General features: G+C 58.5%; 15 protein-coding genes and 1 pseudogene. 5 read left to right on the plus strand and 11 right to left on the minus strand.

What is annotated here, in order from left to right; all coding sequences use genetic code 11:
• The first annotated feature begins 110 nt into the window (after positions 1 to 110).
• Together pabB and BF12_RS0111420 are read left to right on the plus strand one after the other, a co-directional pair.
• Positions 111 to 1,561, plus strand: a pseudogene (gene pabB, locus BF12_RS23750) (aminodeoxychorismate synthase component I).
• A 226-nt stretch (positions 1,562 to 1,787) separates the two neighbouring features.
• Entirely contained in the window at positions 1,788 to 2,414 is a 627-nt protein-coding gene (locus BF12_RS0111420; RefSeq protein WP_024952395.1) for a phosphoadenosine phosphosulfate reductase domain-containing protein, read from the plus strand.
• Positions 2,415 to 2,553: 139 nt separating this feature from the next.
• Here BF12_RS0111420 and cysB read toward each other — a convergent pair whose 3' ends face one another.
• Positions 2,554 to 3,534 (minus strand): HTH-type transcriptional regulator CysB, encoded by a 981-nt coding sequence (cysB, locus tag BF12_RS0111425; RefSeq protein WP_024952396.1) that lies wholly within the window; start codon positions 3,532 to 3,534, stop codon positions 2,554 to 2,556.
• A 176-nt stretch (positions 3,535 to 3,710) separates the two neighbouring features.
• Between cysB and BF12_RS0111435 the strand changes: the two genes are divergently transcribed.
• Entirely contained in the window at positions 3,711 to 4,487 is a 777-nt protein-coding gene (locus BF12_RS0111435; RefSeq protein ID WP_035159999.1) for a sulfite exporter TauE/SafE family protein, read from the plus strand.
• Positions 4,488 to 4,748: 261 nt separating this feature from the next.
• Entirely contained in the window at positions 4,749 to 5,072 is a 324-nt protein-coding gene (trxA, locus tag BF12_RS0111440) for a thioredoxin (RefSeq protein ID WP_024952398.1), read from the plus strand.
• A 180-nt stretch (positions 5,073 to 5,252) separates the two neighbouring features.
• Here the strand turns inward: trxA and BF12_RS0111445 are convergent, their stop codons facing one another.
• The 5 genes from BF12_RS0111445 to BF12_RS0111465 form a co-directional block, all read right to left on the minus strand.
• Entirely contained in the window at positions 5,253 to 6,521 is a 1,269-nt protein-coding gene (locus BF12_RS0111445; protein WP_246116432.1) for an AI-2E family transporter, read from the minus strand.
• 318 nt (positions 6,522 to 6,839) lie between these two features.
• Positions 6,840 to 8,651, minus strand: coding sequence for an acyl-CoA dehydrogenase C-terminal domain-containing protein (locus BF12_RS0111450; protein ID WP_024952400.1), 1,812 nt, complete (start codon positions 8,649 to 8,651; stop codon positions 6,840 to 6,842).
• Between the two features lie 387 nt (positions 8,652 to 9,038).
• Entirely contained in the window at positions 9,039 to 9,803 is a 765-nt protein-coding gene (locus BF12_RS0111455) for an SDR family NAD(P)-dependent oxidoreductase (RefSeq protein WP_024952401.1), read from the minus strand.
• A gap of 58 nt (positions 9,804 to 9,861) precedes the next feature.
• Positions 9,862 to 11,610: an AMP-binding protein gene (locus BF12_RS0111460; RefSeq protein ID WP_024952402.1), complete on the minus strand. Its 1,749-nt coding sequence runs from the start codon at positions 11,608 to 11,610 to the stop codon at positions 9,862 to 9,864.
• A 196-nt stretch (positions 11,611 to 11,806) separates the two neighbouring features.
• Positions 11,807 to 12,409 carry a TetR/AcrR family transcriptional regulator gene (locus BF12_RS0111465; RefSeq protein ID WP_024952403.1) on the minus strand — a complete coding sequence of 201 codons (603 nt, stop codon included), beginning with the start codon at positions 12,407 to 12,409 and terminating at the stop codon, positions 11,807 to 11,809.
• Positions 12,410 to 12,618: 209 nt separating this feature from the next.
• Here BF12_RS0111465 and BF12_RS0111470 point away from each other — a divergent pair, with 209 nt between their 5' ends.
• Positions 12,619 to 13,824, plus strand: coding sequence for an acetyl-CoA C-acyltransferase (locus BF12_RS0111470; protein ID WP_024952404.1), 1,206 nt, complete (start codon positions 12,619 to 12,621; stop codon positions 13,822 to 13,824).
• A 149-nt stretch (positions 13,825 to 13,973) separates the two neighbouring features.
• Here the strand turns inward: BF12_RS0111470 and pstB are convergent, their stop codons facing one another.
• The 5 genes from pstB to BF12_RS0111495 form a co-directional block, all read right to left on the minus strand.
• Positions 13,974 to 14,810, minus strand: coding sequence for a phosphate ABC transporter ATP-binding protein PstB (gene pstB, locus BF12_RS0111475; protein WP_169734530.1), 837 nt, complete (start codon positions 14,808 to 14,810; stop codon positions 13,974 to 13,976).
• A gap of 78 nt (positions 14,811 to 14,888) precedes the next feature.
• Positions 14,889 to 16,055 carry a phosphate ABC transporter permease PstA gene (pstA, locus tag BF12_RS0111480; RefSeq protein ID WP_024952406.1) on the minus strand — a complete coding sequence of 389 codons (1,167 nt, stop codon included), beginning with the start codon at positions 16,053 to 16,055 and terminating at the stop codon, positions 14,889 to 14,891.
• A gap of 14 nt (positions 16,056 to 16,069) precedes the next feature.
• Entirely contained in the window at positions 16,070 to 17,326 is a 1,257-nt protein-coding gene (gene pstC / locus BF12_RS0111485) for a phosphate ABC transporter permease subunit PstC (protein WP_024952407.1), read from the minus strand.
• Between the two features lie 128 nt (positions 17,327 to 17,454).
• Positions 17,455 to 18,471, minus strand: a complete 1,017-nt coding sequence (locus BF12_RS0111490) for a substrate-binding domain-containing protein (RefSeq protein ID WP_024952408.1) — start codon at positions 18,469 to 18,471, stop codon at positions 17,455 to 17,457.
• Positions 18,472 to 18,617: 146 nt separating this feature from the next.
• Positions 18,618 to 19,835: a Bcr/CflA family multidrug efflux MFS transporter gene (locus BF12_RS0111495; protein WP_024952409.1), complete on the minus strand. Its 1,218-nt coding sequence runs from the start codon at positions 19,833 to 19,835 to the stop codon at positions 18,618 to 18,620.
• Positions 19,836 to 20,068: the final 233 nt, after the last annotated feature.

The following is a 20,068-nucleotide window of genomic DNA, read 5'->3' on the forward strand; positions in this document are numbered from 1 at the left end:
GCTGTCGCGCCCACGACAAGTCCGATGACTCCATACGAGCGAATCACACGCATGGGCGGACAAATGACGCCGGGATGCCTAGAATGCCCTGTCCGCCAACGGAAGCTGTCATGACCATCACGCTCGAAATCGTCGCCCTGCCTTATTCCATCGTCCCGGAGGATGAGGCCTCTACCCTTTCACGCTTTGCGCGCCTACGCGCGCGGCCAGAAGCTGTGCTGCTTGATAGTGGCCAGCCTTCCAGTGCCGGAGGGCGTTTCGACATCATCAGTACTGACCCGATCGCCCTGCTGGAACAGGCCGAGCACGGCAGCAAGCTCAGTGGACCGCTACGCGCCTCGCTGAGCGATCTGGACAGGTTCAGTGCAGCGCTTGATCGTCTCGAGACCCTGCCGGTAATTGATGCCCAGCGCCAGCTGCTGTCGCTGTTGCCCCACTCGCTTTCCGGCGAGCAACTTGCGGCGCATGATCTCGCCTCGAGTGATCTGCCGTTCATCGCGGGCCTACTCGGTTATTGGAGCTACGATTTCGGGCGTGCATTGGAGCAGCTGCCGGTGGCGGCACAGGACGACATCCCACTACCCTGGGCCCGACTCGGGCTGTATGACTGGGCACTGATCTGTGACCACAAGCGCCAGCAAAGCTGGCTGATTGCCACGCCACAGCGACGCAAGCAGGTGCTTGAATGGCTTGAGCATCCAGCGCCGAGCACAGAAGTCTTCGTGCTCGACACCCCCTTTACGCCGCGACTTGATCGCGAGGGCTATGGCGAACGCTTCCGTCAGGTCATGGACTATCTTCACGCGGGTGATTGCTACCAGATCAATCTGACGCAGCGTTTCACGGCGGCCTGTCACGGTGACAGCTGGGAGCTTACTGCAAGCTGCGCCGCGCGACGCCGACGCCCTATGCCGGCTACCTGAGCTGGAAGGATACCCTAGGCGAGGAAATGGCCATCGTCTCCGTCTCGCCGGAACGCTTCGTTGAGGTAAATCATCGCGCCGTCGAGACCAAGCCCATCAAGGGCACGCGGCCGCGCGGCATGACGCCGGAAGAAGATGCGCACTTGGCGGCTGAACTGATGGCTAGCCCCAAGGACCGTGCTGAAAACGTGATGATCGTCGATCTGCTACGCAATGACCTCGGGCGTGTCTCCGCTCCCGGCAGTGTCAAGGTCCCCTCACTGTGTGCACTGGAAAGCTACGCCAACGTGCATCACTCGGTGAGCACCGTCACCAGCGAGCTGGCCGAAGGCTACGATGCTCTGGATCTGCTCGGTGCCGCCTTCCCCGGTGGCTCCATCACCGGTGCTCCCAAGGTACGCGCGATGCAGATCATCGAAGAACTGGAGCCAGTACGCCGTAGCGGCTACTGCGGTAGCCTCGGCTATCTGGATATCCGCGGCCATATGGATACCTCCATCGCGATCCGCACCGCCGTGATCGCCGAGGGCCACGTACACCTGTGGGGCGGCGGCGGCCTGGTCGCGGATTCCGAGGAAGAAGCCGAATATCGCGAGAGCCTGGCCAAGATCCAACGCCTGATGGATGTACTGGCATGATACCCACCAGTATCGGGAAGTTGTTATAAGGCTTATCCTCGGCCATAACTCAATGGCATATAACGATCGAACCAATTCGTATTGGGGAAGTGGTGCCTGCCTTTGATAGGGTAGGCGCATTCCCGCACGTCTCCTTGAGCGATATTCGCCTGCTGATGGTCGTCATGCACGCTGATCAGCCCTGCGCCCCGCTCCTTCGGACGTGCCTTCGTTCTGGAGCCTCATCATGTCCGATACTTTCGATCTCTCCCGTATCAATGCCGAGTTTGGCAATGACCCCGAAGCCCTAGCACGCTGGGCACTGTCATTGGACAAGCGCGCCATCTGCACCACCAACTTCCGTCCATTCGAAGCGGTGATCCTGCACATGGTCACGCGCTTTCGTCCCGACATTCCCATCGTGTGGATGGACAACGGCTACAACACCGATGCCACCTATCGTTTCGCCGATGAGGTGACGCGCAAGCTGAACTTGAACCGCATCATCTATCTGCCGCAGCGCACTCGCGCTCACCGTGAAGCCGTCGATGGCCTCACGCCGCATATCGATGATCCACGTCACGAAGCCTTCACTCGTGAAGTGAAGCTCGAGCCCTTCGAACGTGCCCTGCGCGAACTGAATCCCGAGATGTGGTTCACCGCCGTCCGTGCCAGCGATACTGCCTTCCGTGCTGGAATGCAGCCGGCCTCATTGAATGGCGATGGCCTGATCAAGGTCGCGCCAGTGCTCAACTGGTCTTCCAAGCAGATGCATGAGTATCTGGTCGCCCACGACCTGCCCAACGAGTTCGACTACGTTGATCCGACCAAGGCGGAAGATAACCGCGAATGTGGCCTGCACCTGGCACACTGATAGCGCTCATCAAACCCAGCTTGCGGCCTTCGTTGGAAACAAAAAGCCCGCCTCTTTCAGAGGCGGGCTTTTTCATGTGCGACTCACTCAGCAGGGATTTCACTTTCCATGCAGGCATGTTGATCCTCGGTCACGAGAATCAGCGTATCGGCAGCTCGATATCATGGAAAATCTCGTGCTCATGACGCGGGCCTGCTGCCAGTGCCGCCTCGACACGGTCACGCGTCAGGTGCGGTGCGAAGCGCTCGACGAACTCGAACATGTAGCTGCGCATGAAGGTACCGCGACGAATGCCGATCTTGGTGGTGGAACTATCAAACAGATGCGTGGCATCCAACGCGACCAGGTCTTGATCAGCCACTTCATCCACCGCCATGTGCGCCACGATACCGATGCCCATGCCCAGACGAACATAGGTCTTGATCACATCGGCATCCGAGGCCGTCAGCACCACATTCGGGGTCAACCCTTGCGTCTTGAAGGCATCATCCAGCTGGCTACGCCCGGTGAAGCCGAAGGTGTAGGTGACCAACGGGTAATCCGCCAGGCACTCAAGCGTCAGGCCGCTGCCTTCAGAGACAGCCACCAGCGGATGGTCCTTCGGCACCAGAATACAGCGATTCCAGCGATAGCACGGCAGCAGGATGAGGTCGTTGAATAGCTCCAGCGACTCGGTGCAGATGGCGAAGTCCGCCTGCCCCTCGCTCACCATGCTGGCGATCTGCTTGGGCGTGCCCTGCTGCATGTGCAACGCAACATCTGGGTACTTGCGCGTGAAATCGGCGATCACCGGCGGCAAGGCATAACGCGCTTGGGTATGTGTCGTGGCAATCGACAGGCTACCGCGGCGGTCATCACTGTGCTCCTGCGCGACATGCTTGATGTTTTCCACTGTCCGCAACACCTGGCTTGCCAGCTCAACGATCGACTCACCCGCCGGGGTCACGCGCGTCAGATGCTTGCCGCTGCGTGCAAAGATCTCGACACCCAGCTCATCTTCCAGCAGGCGGATCTGTTTGGAGATCCCCGGCTGGGAGGTATAGAGGCTTTGCGCCGTGGCCGACACATTCAGATTGTGTCGGGTCACTTCCCAGATATAACGCAACTGCTGGAGTTTCATGCGGCATCACTCTCCTGAGAAGCCCCGTCGACGCAAGGCAGCGTGACAGTGGCCCAGACATGGCCGGCCACCTTGCTAAGATGATCGGGCGATAAAATCATGAATAATGATTCCTTTCGGGAATATACGCTCAAGAGTAGATTGGCGACAGTAACCTGACAAGGGGGTAGGTAGGGATGGAAGTCACACAACTGCTGCTATACGTGCTAGCAGGCGCCGGAGTAGGGTTCGCGGTCGGTGTCACTGGCGTTGGCGGCGGCTCGCTGATGACGCCTCTGCTACTGATGTTCGGCTTCCCGCCGCATGTCGCCGTCGGTACTGATTTGCTGTACGCCGCCATCACCAAGGCCGGTGGTGCCTGGGCACATCATCGCCAGGGCCACGTGGATTGGACCATCGCGCGGCGTCTGGCGATCGGCTCACTGCCGGCGGCGCTGTTGACCATCGCTGTGCTGCATACTTTCTTCACGGACCCGACCGCCTACGCCGGACTGATCAAAGGCATGTTGGGTGTGATGCTGATCTTGACGGCGACTGTCTTGCTGTTCAAGAAGCGACTGCTGGGTTTGATCAGCCCGGAAAGCTTCATCGTGCGTCATGCCGCGCCGCTGACCGTACTCTCCGGCATCGTGCTCGGCGTTTGCGTCACACTGTCGTCCGTCGGCGCAGGCGCCTTTGGTGCGGCCGTGTTGATCATGCTGTTCCCGCTGCTGACCACCGCCCGTATCGTCGGCACCGATATCGCGCATGCCGTGCCGTTGACGCTGGTCGCGGGTCTCGGGCACCTGTGGCTGGGCAATGTCGACTTCATATTGCTCGGCGCGTTGCTGATAGGCTCACTGCCGGCCATCAGCCTCGGTGCACGTTTGACACGTCATATGCCGGGCGGGCTGCTGCAAGGGCTGCTGACCACCCTGCTGCTGGTATTGGGGATTCGTTATGCCTTCTTCTGATCGCCCTGAGATGTTGCTCACTTAAGCGTTTGAGCGTGACGGCGCTGGCCTTTTATCACTGGCCAGCGCCGTTTTCGTTAGGTGGGATATTCCCTCAAACCAAGAAAACAGCTATAAAAACACATACGACCATAACCCTCTGCTATTGAGCCGATGGACAATGCCCATTTGTCAGTGATGGAAAGTGGCGCTACCATCGGGCACAGCCTGCATGTCCCGGCCTTGCCGCAGACAGCGAAACGAATCCCCTGGAGAAACAAGATGTCCAATCACGTCGATGTCACCGGCGCTAACTTCGAACAGGAAGTTCTTAACGCTGAAGCCCCGGTACTGCTGAAGTTCTGGGCACCGTGGTGTGGCCCGTGCAAGATGATGGCCCCGGTTGTCGAAGAAGTGGCCAACGAGCGAGGCGAAGGCCTGAAGATCGTCAACGTCAATGTCGATGACGCACCGGAAATTGCTGCCGAGCAAGGCGTGCGCGGCGTTCCGACCGTCATTCTCTTCAAGTCTGGCGCCAAGGTAGCATCACTGGTCGGCGCGCAGTCCAAGGGTCAGCTGAGCCAGTTCATCGAGCAGAACCTCTGATCAAATCTACTTGAATGCTTGAGGCTCGATCGAGCGATCAGGCTCAATAGATTGCGTGATGCAGGGCGTATTGACACACATGCTCCATCACGAAAAACCCCTGTCACGTACCACGTGACAGGGGTTTTTGCATGGCCGGCCGTAAACTGTCGACCCAAGCCTTCACTTCACTGCCTCATATCATTCCGTCATGTGCTGGCGCCGCCGGATACGTCTCACCGATGGCCCGAGTAGACGAGATACCCAGCGAGTACCGGGGTGGGAGTCGAACGCAATTTTCAACGTCATGGTAATCGGCACCGATAGCAGCATACCGACCGGCCCGAACACCCAACCCCACACGACCAGCGACAGAAAGGCTGCCAGTGTCGAAAGACCCAGCGTGCGCCCCATCACTCGCGGTTCAATCATGTTGCCAAGAATGAAGTTGATTGCCATGTAGCAGCCCCCCAGCATCAGTGCCGTAACGGGCCCGCCTTCCGGCATCACTAGTGTCAGCAGCACGGCAGGAATGGCAGCCAATGCCGAGCCGATATTGGGGATATAGTTGAGACAGAACGCCAGCGTGGCCCACAGGAAAGCGAATTCGACCCCGAGCACCAGACAGCTGATGCCGACCAGGGCACCGGTGATCAGGCTGATCAAGGTCTTGACCGCCAGGTAGCGACGCAGCGTCAGTGAGAAGAGCGTGAAGCGCCTCAGGCTGACATGCGGGCTACGCAGCGTACTGACCAGCTTGTCACGCAACGACAATGCTTCGTAAAGCAGGAAGGTCGCTGTCAGCACGATAATGACGCTGGACGAAAGCAGCCCTCCCAACCCTGTCAGCAGATTCGGCACCCACTGGGTCAGTGACGCAGGGTCGATCAACTCACTGAAATGCGCCGGAGCGATGGAGAGACCATTGCTCGCCAACCATTCCAGAAAGCTCTGGTAGTGCGTGCGCAGGCTTTCCTCCAGCTTGGGCATTTCATCACTGAAGGCAGTAAAGCGGGACACCAGCAACGCCGCCAGAGAGGAAAACAGCACACAGACAGTCAGAATGACGATCGGCACCCCAAAACGCTGACCGATGCCATGCCGCGCAAGCCAGCGTACGGGGGCATCGCACACTGCCGCCACGAACACGGCCAGCAGCAGCGGTACAACAAGGTCCGCCGCCAGTTTCATGCCCCCAATGATGATGATCAGCGCGGCCAAGCCAACCAATAGCGGATGAATTTCCAGTGCTTGTCGTACCGTCGGCCGGGCGATGGTTCGGCCAGAAAGCACGCGCGCTTCCTGCTGGCGCTCGTCCCTCGGCACCTCCATTCGCGTGGTGGCCTCCTCACTGGTCGTCCCCGCACTCAGCGCAGCCTGATCATTTGGCATCTGCCAGCTTTCCTCGCCATGAGAAGCCGTCGCCTCCCCTGCCACCTGCGGCGTCTCATGGATATCGTTCCTATGCATCCTGCCACCTGTGCTGTCATGCCCTGCTGCTCACTGCCCAATGCAGTACTGCGATGCGCTCATATTGGCCGCCTACGCGAGCCAAGCCAAGCCTTGTCACTCAATGATTGGTCAATGTCGCAGATAAAAAAAGGGAGACCGAAGTCTCCCCGAGAATACCGAGTCAGAGCGCACTGACTGGAGGCATGCATTCCGTAAAAACAGCGATTTCCTGCAACCTACTGTTTCTAATAAATAATAAATTCTTGCGAGCACCGATTCCCACCACAAGACATTTGACGATAGGCTCAGCGAACCTCTACAGCGTCTACGGAAAATCTATAGCTCGAAACCGCTGCCAAAACCTTCAGCGGTTGGCGCCATCAGCGTCTCTCCACCAGCGCGAATCATGGCAGCATGGCCCTGAGTACGTGGCAGGATACGCTGGAAGTAGAAACGTGCAGTATCCAGCTTGGCCTGATAGAAAGTGGCATCACCTTCCCCAGCGGCAAGCGCAGCACTGGCTGTCGCTGCAGCACGCGCCCACAGATAACCCAGTGTCACGTAGCCTGCATACATCAGGTAATCGACACTTGCAGCACCGACCGCCTCACGATCTTGCATCGCACTCATGCCTACCGTCATGGTCAATTCGCCCCACTCGCGATTCAGTTCAGACAGCGGGCCAGCAAACTCGCTGCCTTCGCTGGCCTGGCAGAACTTGTGGATCTCTTTGGTGAAGACCTTCAGCGACTCGCCCTGACTCATCAGCACCTTGCGCCCGAGCAGATCCAACGCCTGAATACCGGTAGTGCCTTCATAGAGCAGTGTGATACGTGCATCACGCACGAACTGTTCCATCCCCCACTCTTGAATGAAGCCGTGCCCCCCGAAGACCTGCACACCGTGATTGGTGGCTTCGAAACCCGTTTCGGTCAGGAAGGCTTTGACGATGGGCGTCAGCAACCCCAACACGGTATCGGCTCGCGTCTTTTCTTCGCCATCCTCGAAGCTCTCGACGATGTCATTGAGCTGGGCGGCATACATCACCAGCATGCGACCACCTTCGGCAATCGACTTCTGGGTCAACAGCATACGGCGGACATCCGGATGCACGATGATCGGATCGGCGGCCTTTTCCGGTGCCTTGGCACCCGATAGCGCACGCATCTGCAGCCGGTCACGTGCATAAGCCAAGGCGTTCTGAAAACTGGCCTGTGCCAGTGCAACACCCTGAATACCCACGCCGAGACGCGCAGCATTCATCATGGTAAACATGCAGACCAGCCCCTTGTGAGGCGGGCCCACCAGATAGCCGGTTGCCGAATCAAAGTTCATCACGCAGGTAGAGTTACCGTGAATGCCCATCTTGTGCTCGATGGAACCACAGCTGACGCCATTACGTTCGCCCGCTTCACCACTGGCGTCCGGCAAGAACTTGGGTACCACGAATAATGAGATACCGCGCGAACCTTCCGGTGCATCCGGCAACTTGGCCAGCACCAGATGGACGATGTTTTCGGAAAGATCATGTTCACCGGCAGAGATGAATATTTTGGTGCCACTGATGGCGTAGCCACCGTTGTCATCCGTCTCATCCAGCGGCACGGCGCGGGTCTTGATCAGGCCAAGATCCGTGCCACAGTGAGGTTCCGTCAGACACATCGTACCGGTCCAGCGGCCCTCTACCAGCTTGGTGAGATAGGTGTTTTTGAGCGTCTCGCTACCATGATGCTTGAGCGCATCCATCGCGCCATGCGACAGACCCGGATACATGCCCCAGGACAGATTGGCTGACGCGACCATCTCAGACAGCACCATTGCCAGCGACGGTGGCAAGCCTTGTCCACCGTGCTCAGGCGCCGCCGCCAGACTCGGCCAGCCGCCCTCGACATATTGCTGGTAGGCCTCCTTGAAGCCGCTCGGCACCTTGACCTCACCACCTTCGAAGGTGCAGCCCTCACGATCACCGGACTGGTTAAGCGGTGTTAGCACTTCATTGGCGAAGCGTGCGCCCTCTTCGAGAATGGCGCTGACGATATCGTCACTCGCATCCTCACCGCCCGGCAGACGCGCGTAGTGAGACGGATAGTCGAGCAGTTCATTCATCACGAAGCGAATGTCGCGCAAGGGCGCCTGATAGTCCGGCATGCTGTTCTCCTTGAGCCGTCGCGACGCGGCGGCGCTGACCTGACGCAGACACTCATGTACACGTGAAGAATGCAGACGTGAATGGTGCGTATTTGAATGAGAGGGGCTGAACGGGATAGCAGCCATCATGTTCGCGCTGGGAAAGCATGACGCACCGCTATCAAACATGTGTTTTAAATTAGCCTCTCACTGAGTATCCAGTCAAGCAATCGTTTGATTCAAAGCCTGATACATTGGTGGCAGAAGCCGCTAGATGCGACAAACGGCAGACGAAAAAAAGCCCGACCGCAGTCGCGGTCGAGCAATATCTCCCCCAGAGATAAACCGTCCATCAATTCGTCAATTCGGTGTCTTGCCTCTGTGCTTCTCGCACGACAGTGTCTGACATCAAGCCATGCGGATGCTGCCATCGAGGCGAATCACTTCACCATTGAGCATGGTATTGGTGATGATGTGTTCGGCCAGTTTGGCAAACTCATCGGGCCGTCCAAGGCGCTTGGGAAACGGTACCGCTTCACATAGCGCTTCGCGGGCCGGCTCTGGAATACCCGCCATCATCGGCGTCTCAAACACGCCTGGGGCAATGGCCATCACGCGAATACCGTGGCGTGCCAACTCACGTGCCATCGGCAATGTCATACCCACCACACCCGCCTTGGAGGCGCTGTAAGCACACTGACCCACCTGACCATCAAACGCCGCCACCGAAGCGGTATTGATGATCACCCCGCGCTCATTGTCTTCGCCTTCGGCCGCGTTACGCGCCATGCGGGCGGCAGCCAGACGCGCCACATTGAAGGTACCGATCAGGTTAATCGTGAGCGTGCGCTCAAAGCCTTCCAACGGTGCCGGCTCCCCCTCACGGTCGACTAGCTTGGCAACGCTGACCACTCCTGCACAATGAATGACGCCCTGCAGGCTGCCGAAGGTTTGCTCAGCGACATCTAGCGCTGCATCGACACTGGTACTGTCAGTAATATCGCAATGGCAGAATCGAGCGGAATCGCCAAGCGCATCAGCTTGGTCGCGTGCAGCCTCAGAGACATCTGCCAGCACCACCCGACCACCCGCCTCGACAAGACGAGCGGCGGTTGCAGCGCCAAGGCCAGACGCCGCGCCGGTGATCAAGAAGCAGTGATTGGCAATCTTCATGCAAAGCTCTCCAAAACAAGGGATAAACAGTCAGTCCATTGACGAACATGAACCAGACTCAATCTTCACGTGCCTCGGCACGTAACAAGAAACGCTGAATCTTGCCCGAGGGTGTCTTGGGAAGACTATCGACGAAGGCCACTTCACGTGGGTAGCTGTGACCGGAAAGCCGTTGACGCACACTCTGACGAATTTCGTCAGCCAGTGTCTCACTGCCGACATGACCATCACGCAGCACCACGTAGGCTTTGATGATCTCGCCGCGGATATCATCCGGCTTGCCTACGGCTGCAGATTCAGCGACCGCAGGGTGTGCCAGAATCGCGTTCTCGACATCGGCTGGTCCAACGCGATAGCCCGCCGTCGTGATGATGTCATCATCACGCCCTGCAAAGGTGAAGCGGCCATCGGGCTCAGCCACCACTACGTCGCCGGTCAGGTAATAACCCTCGACGCAAGGCTGCTTCTCCTGCCAGGTGTAACCCGCGAAGAAGTGGGCGGGAGAACGTGCGATGTCTACCGCCAGCACACCAGGTTCACCTGGCGGCAGCTCACGATACTCGGCATCCAACACCGCCAGGCGATAGCCGGGCAGCGGGAAGCCGACGCTACCAACGACGATCTCATGTGCCAGTGCGTGATGATTACAGCAGGTCATGCCTGTCTCGGTCTGACCGTAATGATCCATCACCGTACAGCCCAGTTCTCGTTCGACCCACCCCACGACCTCGGTATTCAGCGGCTCGCCGGCAGAGCTGGCCACACGCAGATTCAGTCGTTCAAAAGCGCCTTCGCAGACGCCTGATGCCTTGAGCATGCGATAAGCCGTCGGCGCTGCGGCAAAGTTATCGATACGGTGGCGCTCCATGAAGGCCAGGCCGCCTTCTGCAGTAAACGGCGACTGCATAAAATAGGTCGTCGCACCAAGGAGTAACGGCCCAGTAATCGCGTAATAGAGCCCGTAAGCCCAGCCGGGGTCTGCCATGTTCCAGAAACGCTCATCGGGCCGCAGGTCAATCGCCAATCGCTGATAGAGCCAGAAGGCTGGCAGCGCATTCAGCGCGACGGCCACACCCTTGGGTTTGCCGACCGTGCCAGAGGTAAACATCTGCAGGAAAGGTGCATCGCTCGATAGCGGTACCGGCGGCTGCACCAGCGGCTCGCTTTGCATCAGGACCTGCCAGTCGAGATCGCCATCCTGCAGCGATTCACCTCTCCGACGCACACAGATAATCGACGGGTGACGCTCCAGCTCATTGAATTTGAACCGCTGAGCCGTCTCGGTAATCACCACTCTCGTCTCGGCACGCGCCAGACGATATTCAAGCGCGTCAGGTCCAAAGGCCGTGAATAGTGGCTGATAGACCGCCCCCAATCGCCAGGTCGCCGCCAGCGCTACCAGCAGCTCCGGCGTGCGTGACAACATGCAAGCCACTCGATCTCCCGGGACTACTCCTTGCGCCGCCAGCGCCGTGGCCATCCTGGCACTCAGGTCATCCAATGCTGCATAACTCATCTCGCTGACGTTGCCCTGCTCGTCTTCGTGTACCAATGCAATCGACTCGCCCCGACCAGCACGCAGATGACGCCCGACACACGCCTCGAAGGCATTGCCGGTGAAGCGCTCAGGTTCTGGTTCAGACTCAAGTCCTGACGCCAACAGTTCACTGCGCAAGGCATCGATATCAAAGCTGGCCAGATACTCTTGCAGCGATTGATGAGGCGTCGGCTCGAAGGTAGCGTCTGTTGCAGAGGTAACATTGGCAGCGCGTGACGTGCGGTTTGTTGTTGTATCGCGTGTCGTCATGGCGGGACTGGCTCCTGGGTTGAACTCCTGGATTATGCATGGGAGATGAGCAGTACGAATGGTGTCACATGAATGTGTGGATATTGCTATCAGGACATATTTACAGTTAACGTAAACGTCAACTTAGCGACAAGCCAGACGCACGGCAAGCACTGGTTGACCTCACTGACCGAAAGTTGAAGGCGACGAGAAACACTCACTGCGGATGACACACGCTATCGATCAAGGCTTCAGCCAGTTCATCCGGCGAGCGTTCACCGTCTGCACGGTACCAACGCACGCTCCAGTTGAGCGCGCCCAGTACAAACTGCCGCAGTAACGAGGCATCACCACGCAGTAACCCGGTCGCGACGCCGTCTTCGATAGCGCTACGCCACAAGGCTTCATACTCATCGCGCTGCTGGACAAGATGCTCACGCGCCGGACCTTCAATGCGGCGCCATTCGTAAAGCGCGACGACATGCGCGTTACGGTCCGTCAGCAACGTGTCCAAGTGGGCACGCGCCAGCGCCAGCAGACGCAGATGCGCCTGTGCACGGGGAGTATCAGCGGCCAGGGAGTTATCGAGATTCGCCAGATGCTCATGGGCAATGGCCAGCGCGCTGAACATGCCCTCTTCGATCACGGCACACAGGATTTCTTGCTTGTCAGCGAAGTGATGAAACAGGCTGCCTGATTTGATGCCCATTTCCTGGGCCAACATACGCACGGTGGTGCGGTCGTATCCCTCCTCCACAAACAGGCGGGCGGCGATACGGACCAGCTCCTTGCGACGGGGTGAGGTGGTGGCTACATTCATCGTATAACTAGCGCTTGCTTGGTTTATGGGATTGAATGGATCAAAGCACAGCCGCGCAGTGATCACAACGCCATCACTGCCCACGCAACCGCTGCCGCCGCTCCTCTCGGGCTGGCCAGACAGCGTTGCATCAGTCATCCAATAACGGCTGCATCAGCCACAGACCCTTCTTCTGACAACCGCTTTGACAACAACAAATGGAGACCGCCATGTCTACTCTTTCTCCGGCCGTCAGCGCCGATGACATCGTCATTCTTGCGGGTGCCCGCACGCCAATGGGCGGCCTCAAGGGCTCACTCTCGAGCATGAGCGCCCCCGAGCTTGCCGCCGTGGCCATCAAGGCCGCCATCGAACGCGCCGGCTTGACGCCTGCCGATATCGACGAAGGCATCTTTGGGTGCGTGCTCCCCGCTGGCGTCAAGCAAGGGCCGGCACGACAGGCGATGCGCCAGGCCGGGGTGCCGGACAGCATCGGCGCCACCACCATCAACAAACTGTGCGGTTCCGGCATGAAAGCCACCATGCTGGCCCACGACCTGATCCGTGCCGGCACCAACCGCATCATGCTGGCTGGTGGTATGGAGTCGATGTCGAATGCTCCCCACCTACTGACGCAGGCACGTGGTGGCTATCGTCTCGGCCACGGCGAGCTGAAAGACCACATGTTCCTCGACGGCCTGGAAGATGCCGAGACCGGCAAGCTGATGGGCGTGTTCGCTCAGGAAGTGGCCGATGCGCGTCACTATGACCGCCAGCGCATGGACGACTTCGCGATTGAATCCCTCAAGCGTGCCATGGCCGCCATCGAGTCCGGTGACATCACGCCCGAAATCGCGCCGGTCACTGTCACCAGCCGCAAGGGCGATACTGTCGTCGAACGCGATGAGCAGCCCTTCCAGGCCAATATCGACAAGATCCCGACACTGCGCCCGGTATTTGCCAAGGACGGCACCATCACTGCCGCCAACGCCAGCTCCATCTCCGATGGCGCCTCAGCGCTGGTATTGACCAGCCGAGGCGAAGCAGACAGCCGTGGCCTGGCCATCAAGGCGCGTATTCTCGGCCACAGCACTCACTCCCAGCATCCCAGCGAGTTCACGCTGGCGCCCATCGGCGCCATCGATAGTCTGATGAAGAAACTCGACTGGACCACCGATGATGTCGACCTGTTCGAGATCAATGAAGCCTTCGCCGTCGTCACGCTGCTGGCGATGGATGCTCACAAGATTCCTCACGATAAAGTCAACGTCTTCGGCGGCGCCTGTGCCCAGGGGCATCCGGTCGGCTCGACCGGTTCGCGCATCATTGTCACGCTGATCAATGCACTGGAACGTCGCGGCAAGACGCGCGGCATCGCGGCACTGTGTATCGGCGGCGGTGAAGCCACCGCAATTGCAGTCGAGCTGGTCAACTGAGTCTGGCCAACTGAGCCTGATTCGCTCCATCGCCCGAAAACACAGAAAGCCCGGATCATGGATCCGGGCTTTCTGGTTCATACCTAGCTGTTCATGCCTGACAGCTCATGCCTGGCGATGCATCACTCAAACAACAGACAATCCACGGCTTAACCGTAACGGCCGGTGATGTAATCCTCGGCCTTCTTGGTATGCGGATTGGAGAACATCGTCTTGGTGTCGTTGTACTCGATTAGCTCACCCATGTGGAAGAAGGCGGTGTAGTCGGCGACACGCGCCGCCTGCTGCATGTTATGCGTCACGGTGACAATCGAGAACTGAGACTTGAGCTTGTCCATCAGATCTTCAATGGTCGCGGTGGAAATCGGGTCAAGTGCCGAGGTCGGCTCATCCATCAGGATGACGTCCGGCTTGACCGCGATGGCGCGCGCGATGCACAGACGCTGCTGCTGACCACCGGATAGCGAGGTGCCTGGCTGATCCAGAATATCCTTCACTTCTTCCCACAGGCCCGCATCACGCAGCGCGCTCTCGACCAGATCATCCTTGTCAGCGCGACGGCTGACCAGGTCATGCATGGTCGGTGCATAGGCGATGTTGTCATAGATGGACTTGGGGAACGGGTTCGGCTTCTGGAACACCATGCCCACACGACGACGTAGTGCCACCTCATCCATCTTGCGGGCGTTGACATCACGACCGTCCATCTCGACCAGACCCTCGATACGCACGCTGCGAATCAGGTCATTCATGCGGTTCAGGCAGCGCAGGAAGGTAGACTTTCCGCAACCTGACGGGCCGATCAATGCGGTGACATTCTTCTGGAAGATATCGATATTGATATCTTTGAGTGCCTTCTTCTCGCCGTACCAAAGATTGAGGTTTTCGACGCGAATGGCCAGTTCGTGATTGGCATCTTCGTTGGTGCTGATCGGGGTGCCCAGACGCTGAATTGCGGCAGGCTGCTTGGCGACAGTAATGCTCATGATCTCGTATTCCTTATTCAGTCGTGGGCCAGGACGTGCACGGTGCGACCTGCTTGCAACAGGTCGCCAGACGCTTGCCTACCAACGACGCTCAAATTTCTTGCGCAGCATGACTGCTGCCGCGTTGAGAAAGATCAGCACTGACAGTAGCACCAGGATGCCCGCCGCAGTACGTTCAACATAGGCCTGCTCCGGCTCGCCCGCCCAAGTGAAAATCTGGGCCGGAAGCACGGTAGCTGCCTGAGTAATAGACTCCGGCGCATCCGGGATAAAGGCCACCATGCCGATGATGATCAACGGTGCCGTCTCACCCATCGCCTGTGCCAGGCCGATGATCGAACCCGTCAGAATACCCGGCAGTGACAAGGGCAATACGTGATCACGCACTACCTGCCATTGCGAGCACCCCACGCCGAAGGCCGCCTGTCGGATGGTATCTGGCACGCTGCGCAGGGCCGAACGTGTGGTGATGATGATCACCGGTAGTGTCATCAAACCCAGCGTCAGACCACCGACCAGCGGTGAGGAGCGCGGCATACCGAAGAAGTTGATGAAGATTGCCAAGCCCAGTAGACCGAACAGGATCGACGGCACGGCAGCCAGGTTGTTGATGTTGATCTCGATGGCCTGCGTCAGACGGTTGTCCGGTGCAAACTCTTCCAGATAGACCGCTGTCATCACGCCGACCGGGAAGGCAAAGGCCAAGGTGACCAGCAGTGTCAGGATCGTCCCCATCGCAGCAGACCAGATACCGGCATATTCCGGCAGCTTCGAATCACCTGTGGTGAAGAAGTTGACGTTGAACTTGAGCTCGGCGGTACCGTTTTCGATCATGCGGTCCAGCACCTGCTGCTCTTTCGGCTTCAGGTGTGACTTGTGACCCTTGAGGTACTGATCGACCTGGTCATCCGAGATTACCCAGCTGTCGATCGTCTGCCCCATCAATGTCGGATCAGCTTTCATCGCGCGAGGCAGCTGACGCAGCCAGCCACGGCTGACCAGGCTACGGACATCTTCTTCTACCGCCGCCAGCGGAATCTCGCGTGACTGTTCACTGTACGTGACAGGGACGTTCAACTCCGCCTGCTGGAAGGCAGGATAGCCACGCATGACCATGTCGCCGATGAACACCAGCAGGAAGCTGGCCGCCAGGGCCAAAGCGCCCATGGACATCATCTTCAGGCGCCGCGTGCGGCGATGACGGCCCTTCAGCTGGGCCGAGATGTCGTCGAATGAATGGCTCATGTCTTGTCTCGGCCTCACAGGTTATTGGCGCTGTACTTCTCACGGAAGCGGCGAATCAAGATCACCGACACCATGTTGAGCAGCAGAGTGACCACGAACAGCACCAGCCCCAGCGCGAAGGCTGACAGCGTTTCGGCGCTGGCGAATTCTTGATCGCCAGTCAATGCAGCGACGATACGCACCGTGACGGTCGTCATGTCTTCCAGCGGGTTGGCCGTCAGATTCGGACGCATACCGGCTGCCATGACCACGATCATCGTCTCACCCAACGCACGCGATACCGCCAGCAATGAAGCCGAGATGATGCCCGGCAGCGCAGCCGGCAGAATGACGTTACGAATGGTCTCTCCATGCGTCATGCCCAGTGCCAGCGACCCCTGACGCATGGTGTCAGGCACTGACGTGATGACGTCATCGGAGAGTGAAGAGATGAAGGGAATGATCATGATGCCCATGACCAGACCGGGCGCCAGCGCATTGTTGTAAGACGCATCAAAGCCCAGCGGCGAGAAGATATCCACGACGAGCGGCGCAACGCTGATGGCAGCAAAAAAGCCATAGACCACGGTCGGGATACCCGCGAGCACTTCCAATACCGGCTTGGCAATGGTGCGCACATTGGCGGGAGCGAACTCTGCCATGTAGACCGCTGCCAGCAGGCCAATGGGAATGGCGACCAGCATCGCGATCAAGGTGATCATGAAGGTGCCGGCAAACAGCGGTACTGCACCGAAGTTGGCAGTACTCTCGACACCCTCGCCACGACCCGCGGACAGCTGGAAGCTGTTACCCGGGTCCCAGGTGGTGCCCGTAATGAAGGTCCAGAAACTTTCCATCTGGAAGAAGCGAATGGCCTCGAAGACGATGGAGATCAGAATGCCGAACGTAGTGACGATGGAAATCATCGCCGCCCCGATCAGAACATAACGAATCAGCGTCTCGATGGCGGTGCGCGCATGAAAGTCGGGTTTGACCAGATACAGTCCCAGCATCAGACCAAGCCCCGCCACGACCAGGCAGGTCGCCAGCAGCGTGAAGCCTTCGATGTCGATGCCCGTGGTCGCGATGGCAATCACCGCTGCCAGACCTACCAGAATGGCGGGGCCAGCACTGGAGATCACCGTAAACCAGCCGTATTGATCAGGCTGGGCATACATCTCGGCACCGCCGGCACGCACTTTCTGTGCCTTGCCGCGGCCGATGAAGAAGGCTGCGAGGCCAAACAACGCCACGATGCCTATAAAGAAGAGAAAGATCTGCTGGGTCTGCATCTTTCGGGTCCCGGAGTCGCGCTGTCCGCGGGCTTGAGGCCAATGGCCTTCAAGCAGGCCCGCGGGCAATCATGCAAACGGGCCGGCTGCCATTGGCAGCCGGCCGCGTCGAGGGTCAGCTGCGTCAATTACTTCTTGAGGTCAGCCAGGGTCAGCTGGGTGCGGCTCTCGACCTGCTGACGCAGGGCTTCACGCTCTGCCTTCGGCAGCGGGATCAAGCCGATCCCCTTGAGGTAGCCCAGTTCACCGATCATCTTCTCGCTCATGAACAGCGTGTTGTAGGCTTCCTGCGCAGGAACGTCATCCTTGTGCTGGTTCTTGACGTAGTAGAACAAGGAGCGAGAGACCGGGTACTCACCAGAGGAGATGGCATCAGCTTCCGGCTCAACACCGTCGATGGAAGCTCCCACTACCTTGTCAGCATTCTCTTCAAGGAAGGAGTAGCCGAAGATCCCGAAGGCTGCCGTGTTTTCCGTCAGCTTCTGGATAATCAGGTTATCGTTCTCGCCGGAAGCGATGTAGTGACCATCCTGGCGGATATTGGTATAGCCTTCGCCGCCGTAACCTTCCATGTCTTCAGTGGCAACTTCCATCACCAGCTCTTCGAACGCATCACGCGTACCGGAGGTAGAAGGCGGCCCGTAGACAGTGATCTTGCGATCCGGCAGCGACTTGTCGATGTCAGACCACTTCATGTACGGGTTATCGACCAACTTGCCATCGACCGGCACCTGAGCGGCCACGGCCATGGCGATCTGCTCGCGGGTCAGGTTGATGTCGCCGTTGTCGACAGACTGAGCGAAGGCGATACCATCAAAGCCGATCTTGGCTTCGGTGATGTCGGTCACACCGTTGTCTGCGCAGCGCTCAAACTCGGAAACCTTCATGCGACGAGAAGCGTTGCTGATGTCCGGCGTATTGTCACCGACACCTTCGCAGAAGAGCTTCATGCCGCCACCAGACCCGGTGGACTCGATGACCGGCGTCGGGAAATCGCTGGTCGCGCCCAGCTCTTCAGCTACGTAGCTGGAGAACGGGTACACCGTGGAAGATCCAACAATGCGTAGCTGCTCACGCGCTTGTGCTGCACTGATTGAAGCGGCCATGACCGCGACTGCAATACCCGTCTTGAGGAACGCCTGCATGCCTGAAACTCCTTGCGATAAGAATGAGCCACTGAGGGTTGGCTTCTTGTCTACAGGGAGTACCTTGCCAAGCATTCATGACAACTGTGTGACAGTCGCGTCGGCATGAGGCCATGACAAGGGTTTATTCGCTCATAACGAAGCACTTATGCTTGTGATCGTTCATGGCGCGCCAGTGCACGTCGCCCTGCCAGCACACGCAGCAGGATATTGCTGACCAGTGCCGTGGCCAGCATGCCTAGGATCATCGGCCACAGGCTATTCAGTGCCAAACCCGCAATCAGCATGCCAATCAACGCACCGCTGGCAAATTGCAGGCTCCCGATCAGTGCATTGGCCGTGGCACTGATACGTGGGAAGTATTCAAGCGCAGACGAGATCGCATTGGGCGCCACCATGCCATTGGCCCCCACGAACAGCATCAGCAATGGAGCAATGATGGACAGACGATCCAGCCCCAGTGCCAGCATCATGACCAGCAGCACTGCCGCTGCCAGCTGAATGCCGATACCGATGCGCAACAGACGTGGCGGTGAAAAACGTGACAGCAGGCGCACGTTGAGGCGATTGGCGGTGAACATGAACAGGATGTTGGCGCCAAACAGCACCGGATACCACGAAGCGGTGACGTCAAAGTGCTCCATGTACACGTAAGGTGAGGCCGTAATGAAGGCAAACATGCCACCGAAGCCCATCGCTTGCGTCAGGGCATAGCCCATCGCCGGACCATGTCGCAGTACGCTGACATAGTCACGGGCGACCTGAGCGATGCTGGCAGGTGACTCTCCTTCCTCGCGGCGACGCAAGGTTTCCGGCAGGTACAGTGGCAGCACCACCAACAAAAAGGCCGCATAGGCCGCGAGGAAGGCAAAGATCAACCACCAACCCGCGATTCCCAGTAACAGACTGCCAATCGCAGGCGCTATCAACGGCGCCAGCATCATGATCACCGCCACGGTCGATAACACCTTGGCTGCCTCACGACCGCTAAAACAGTCACGCACGATCGCTGAGGAGTTGACGACCGAGGCGCCACCGCCGAGAGCCTGCACAAAGCGCAGTGCCCACAAGCCCTCGAGGCTATCGACTTGGGTGATCGCCAGACTCGCCAACAGGAAGATGGCAATCCCTGACAGCAACACTGGCTTGCGACCGAGGCGGTCCGATAGTGGGCCAAAGATCAGCTGCCCCAGCGAGAAGCCGAGCAGAAAGATCGATAGCGACAACTCGGTATGGTGCACCGTGGTGTCGAGATCTTCCGCCATCGCCGGCAATGCCGGCAGATAGGCATCAATGGCCAACGGAGCCAGTGCAGTATTGGCAGCGACCAACAAGGCCAGCTGACGAGTTTGACGCTTGTCCACATCTCCTCCCGGAATATTCATGACGACGGCACCAATAGTGGGACACTAGTCGCGACTGCTTAAAGATAGACAGTCCTGCCGCCAGATAACGACAGTGGGCGTGCCGCCGCACAATTGGTACAGTTGAGAGCACTCACGTGATGGATGTCACATGAGTGTGATAAATTTCACATCAATCATCACATTGTCCATTTTCGACATCTGCTGGCAGGCGGCAGTACGACTGCCCTGCC

Origin of the sequence: Cobetia crustatorum, from assembly GCF_000591415.1 — a bacterium.
GTDB classification, from domain to species: domain Bacteria; phylum Pseudomonadota; class Gammaproteobacteria; order Pseudomonadales; family Halomonadaceae; genus Cobetia; species Cobetia crustatorum.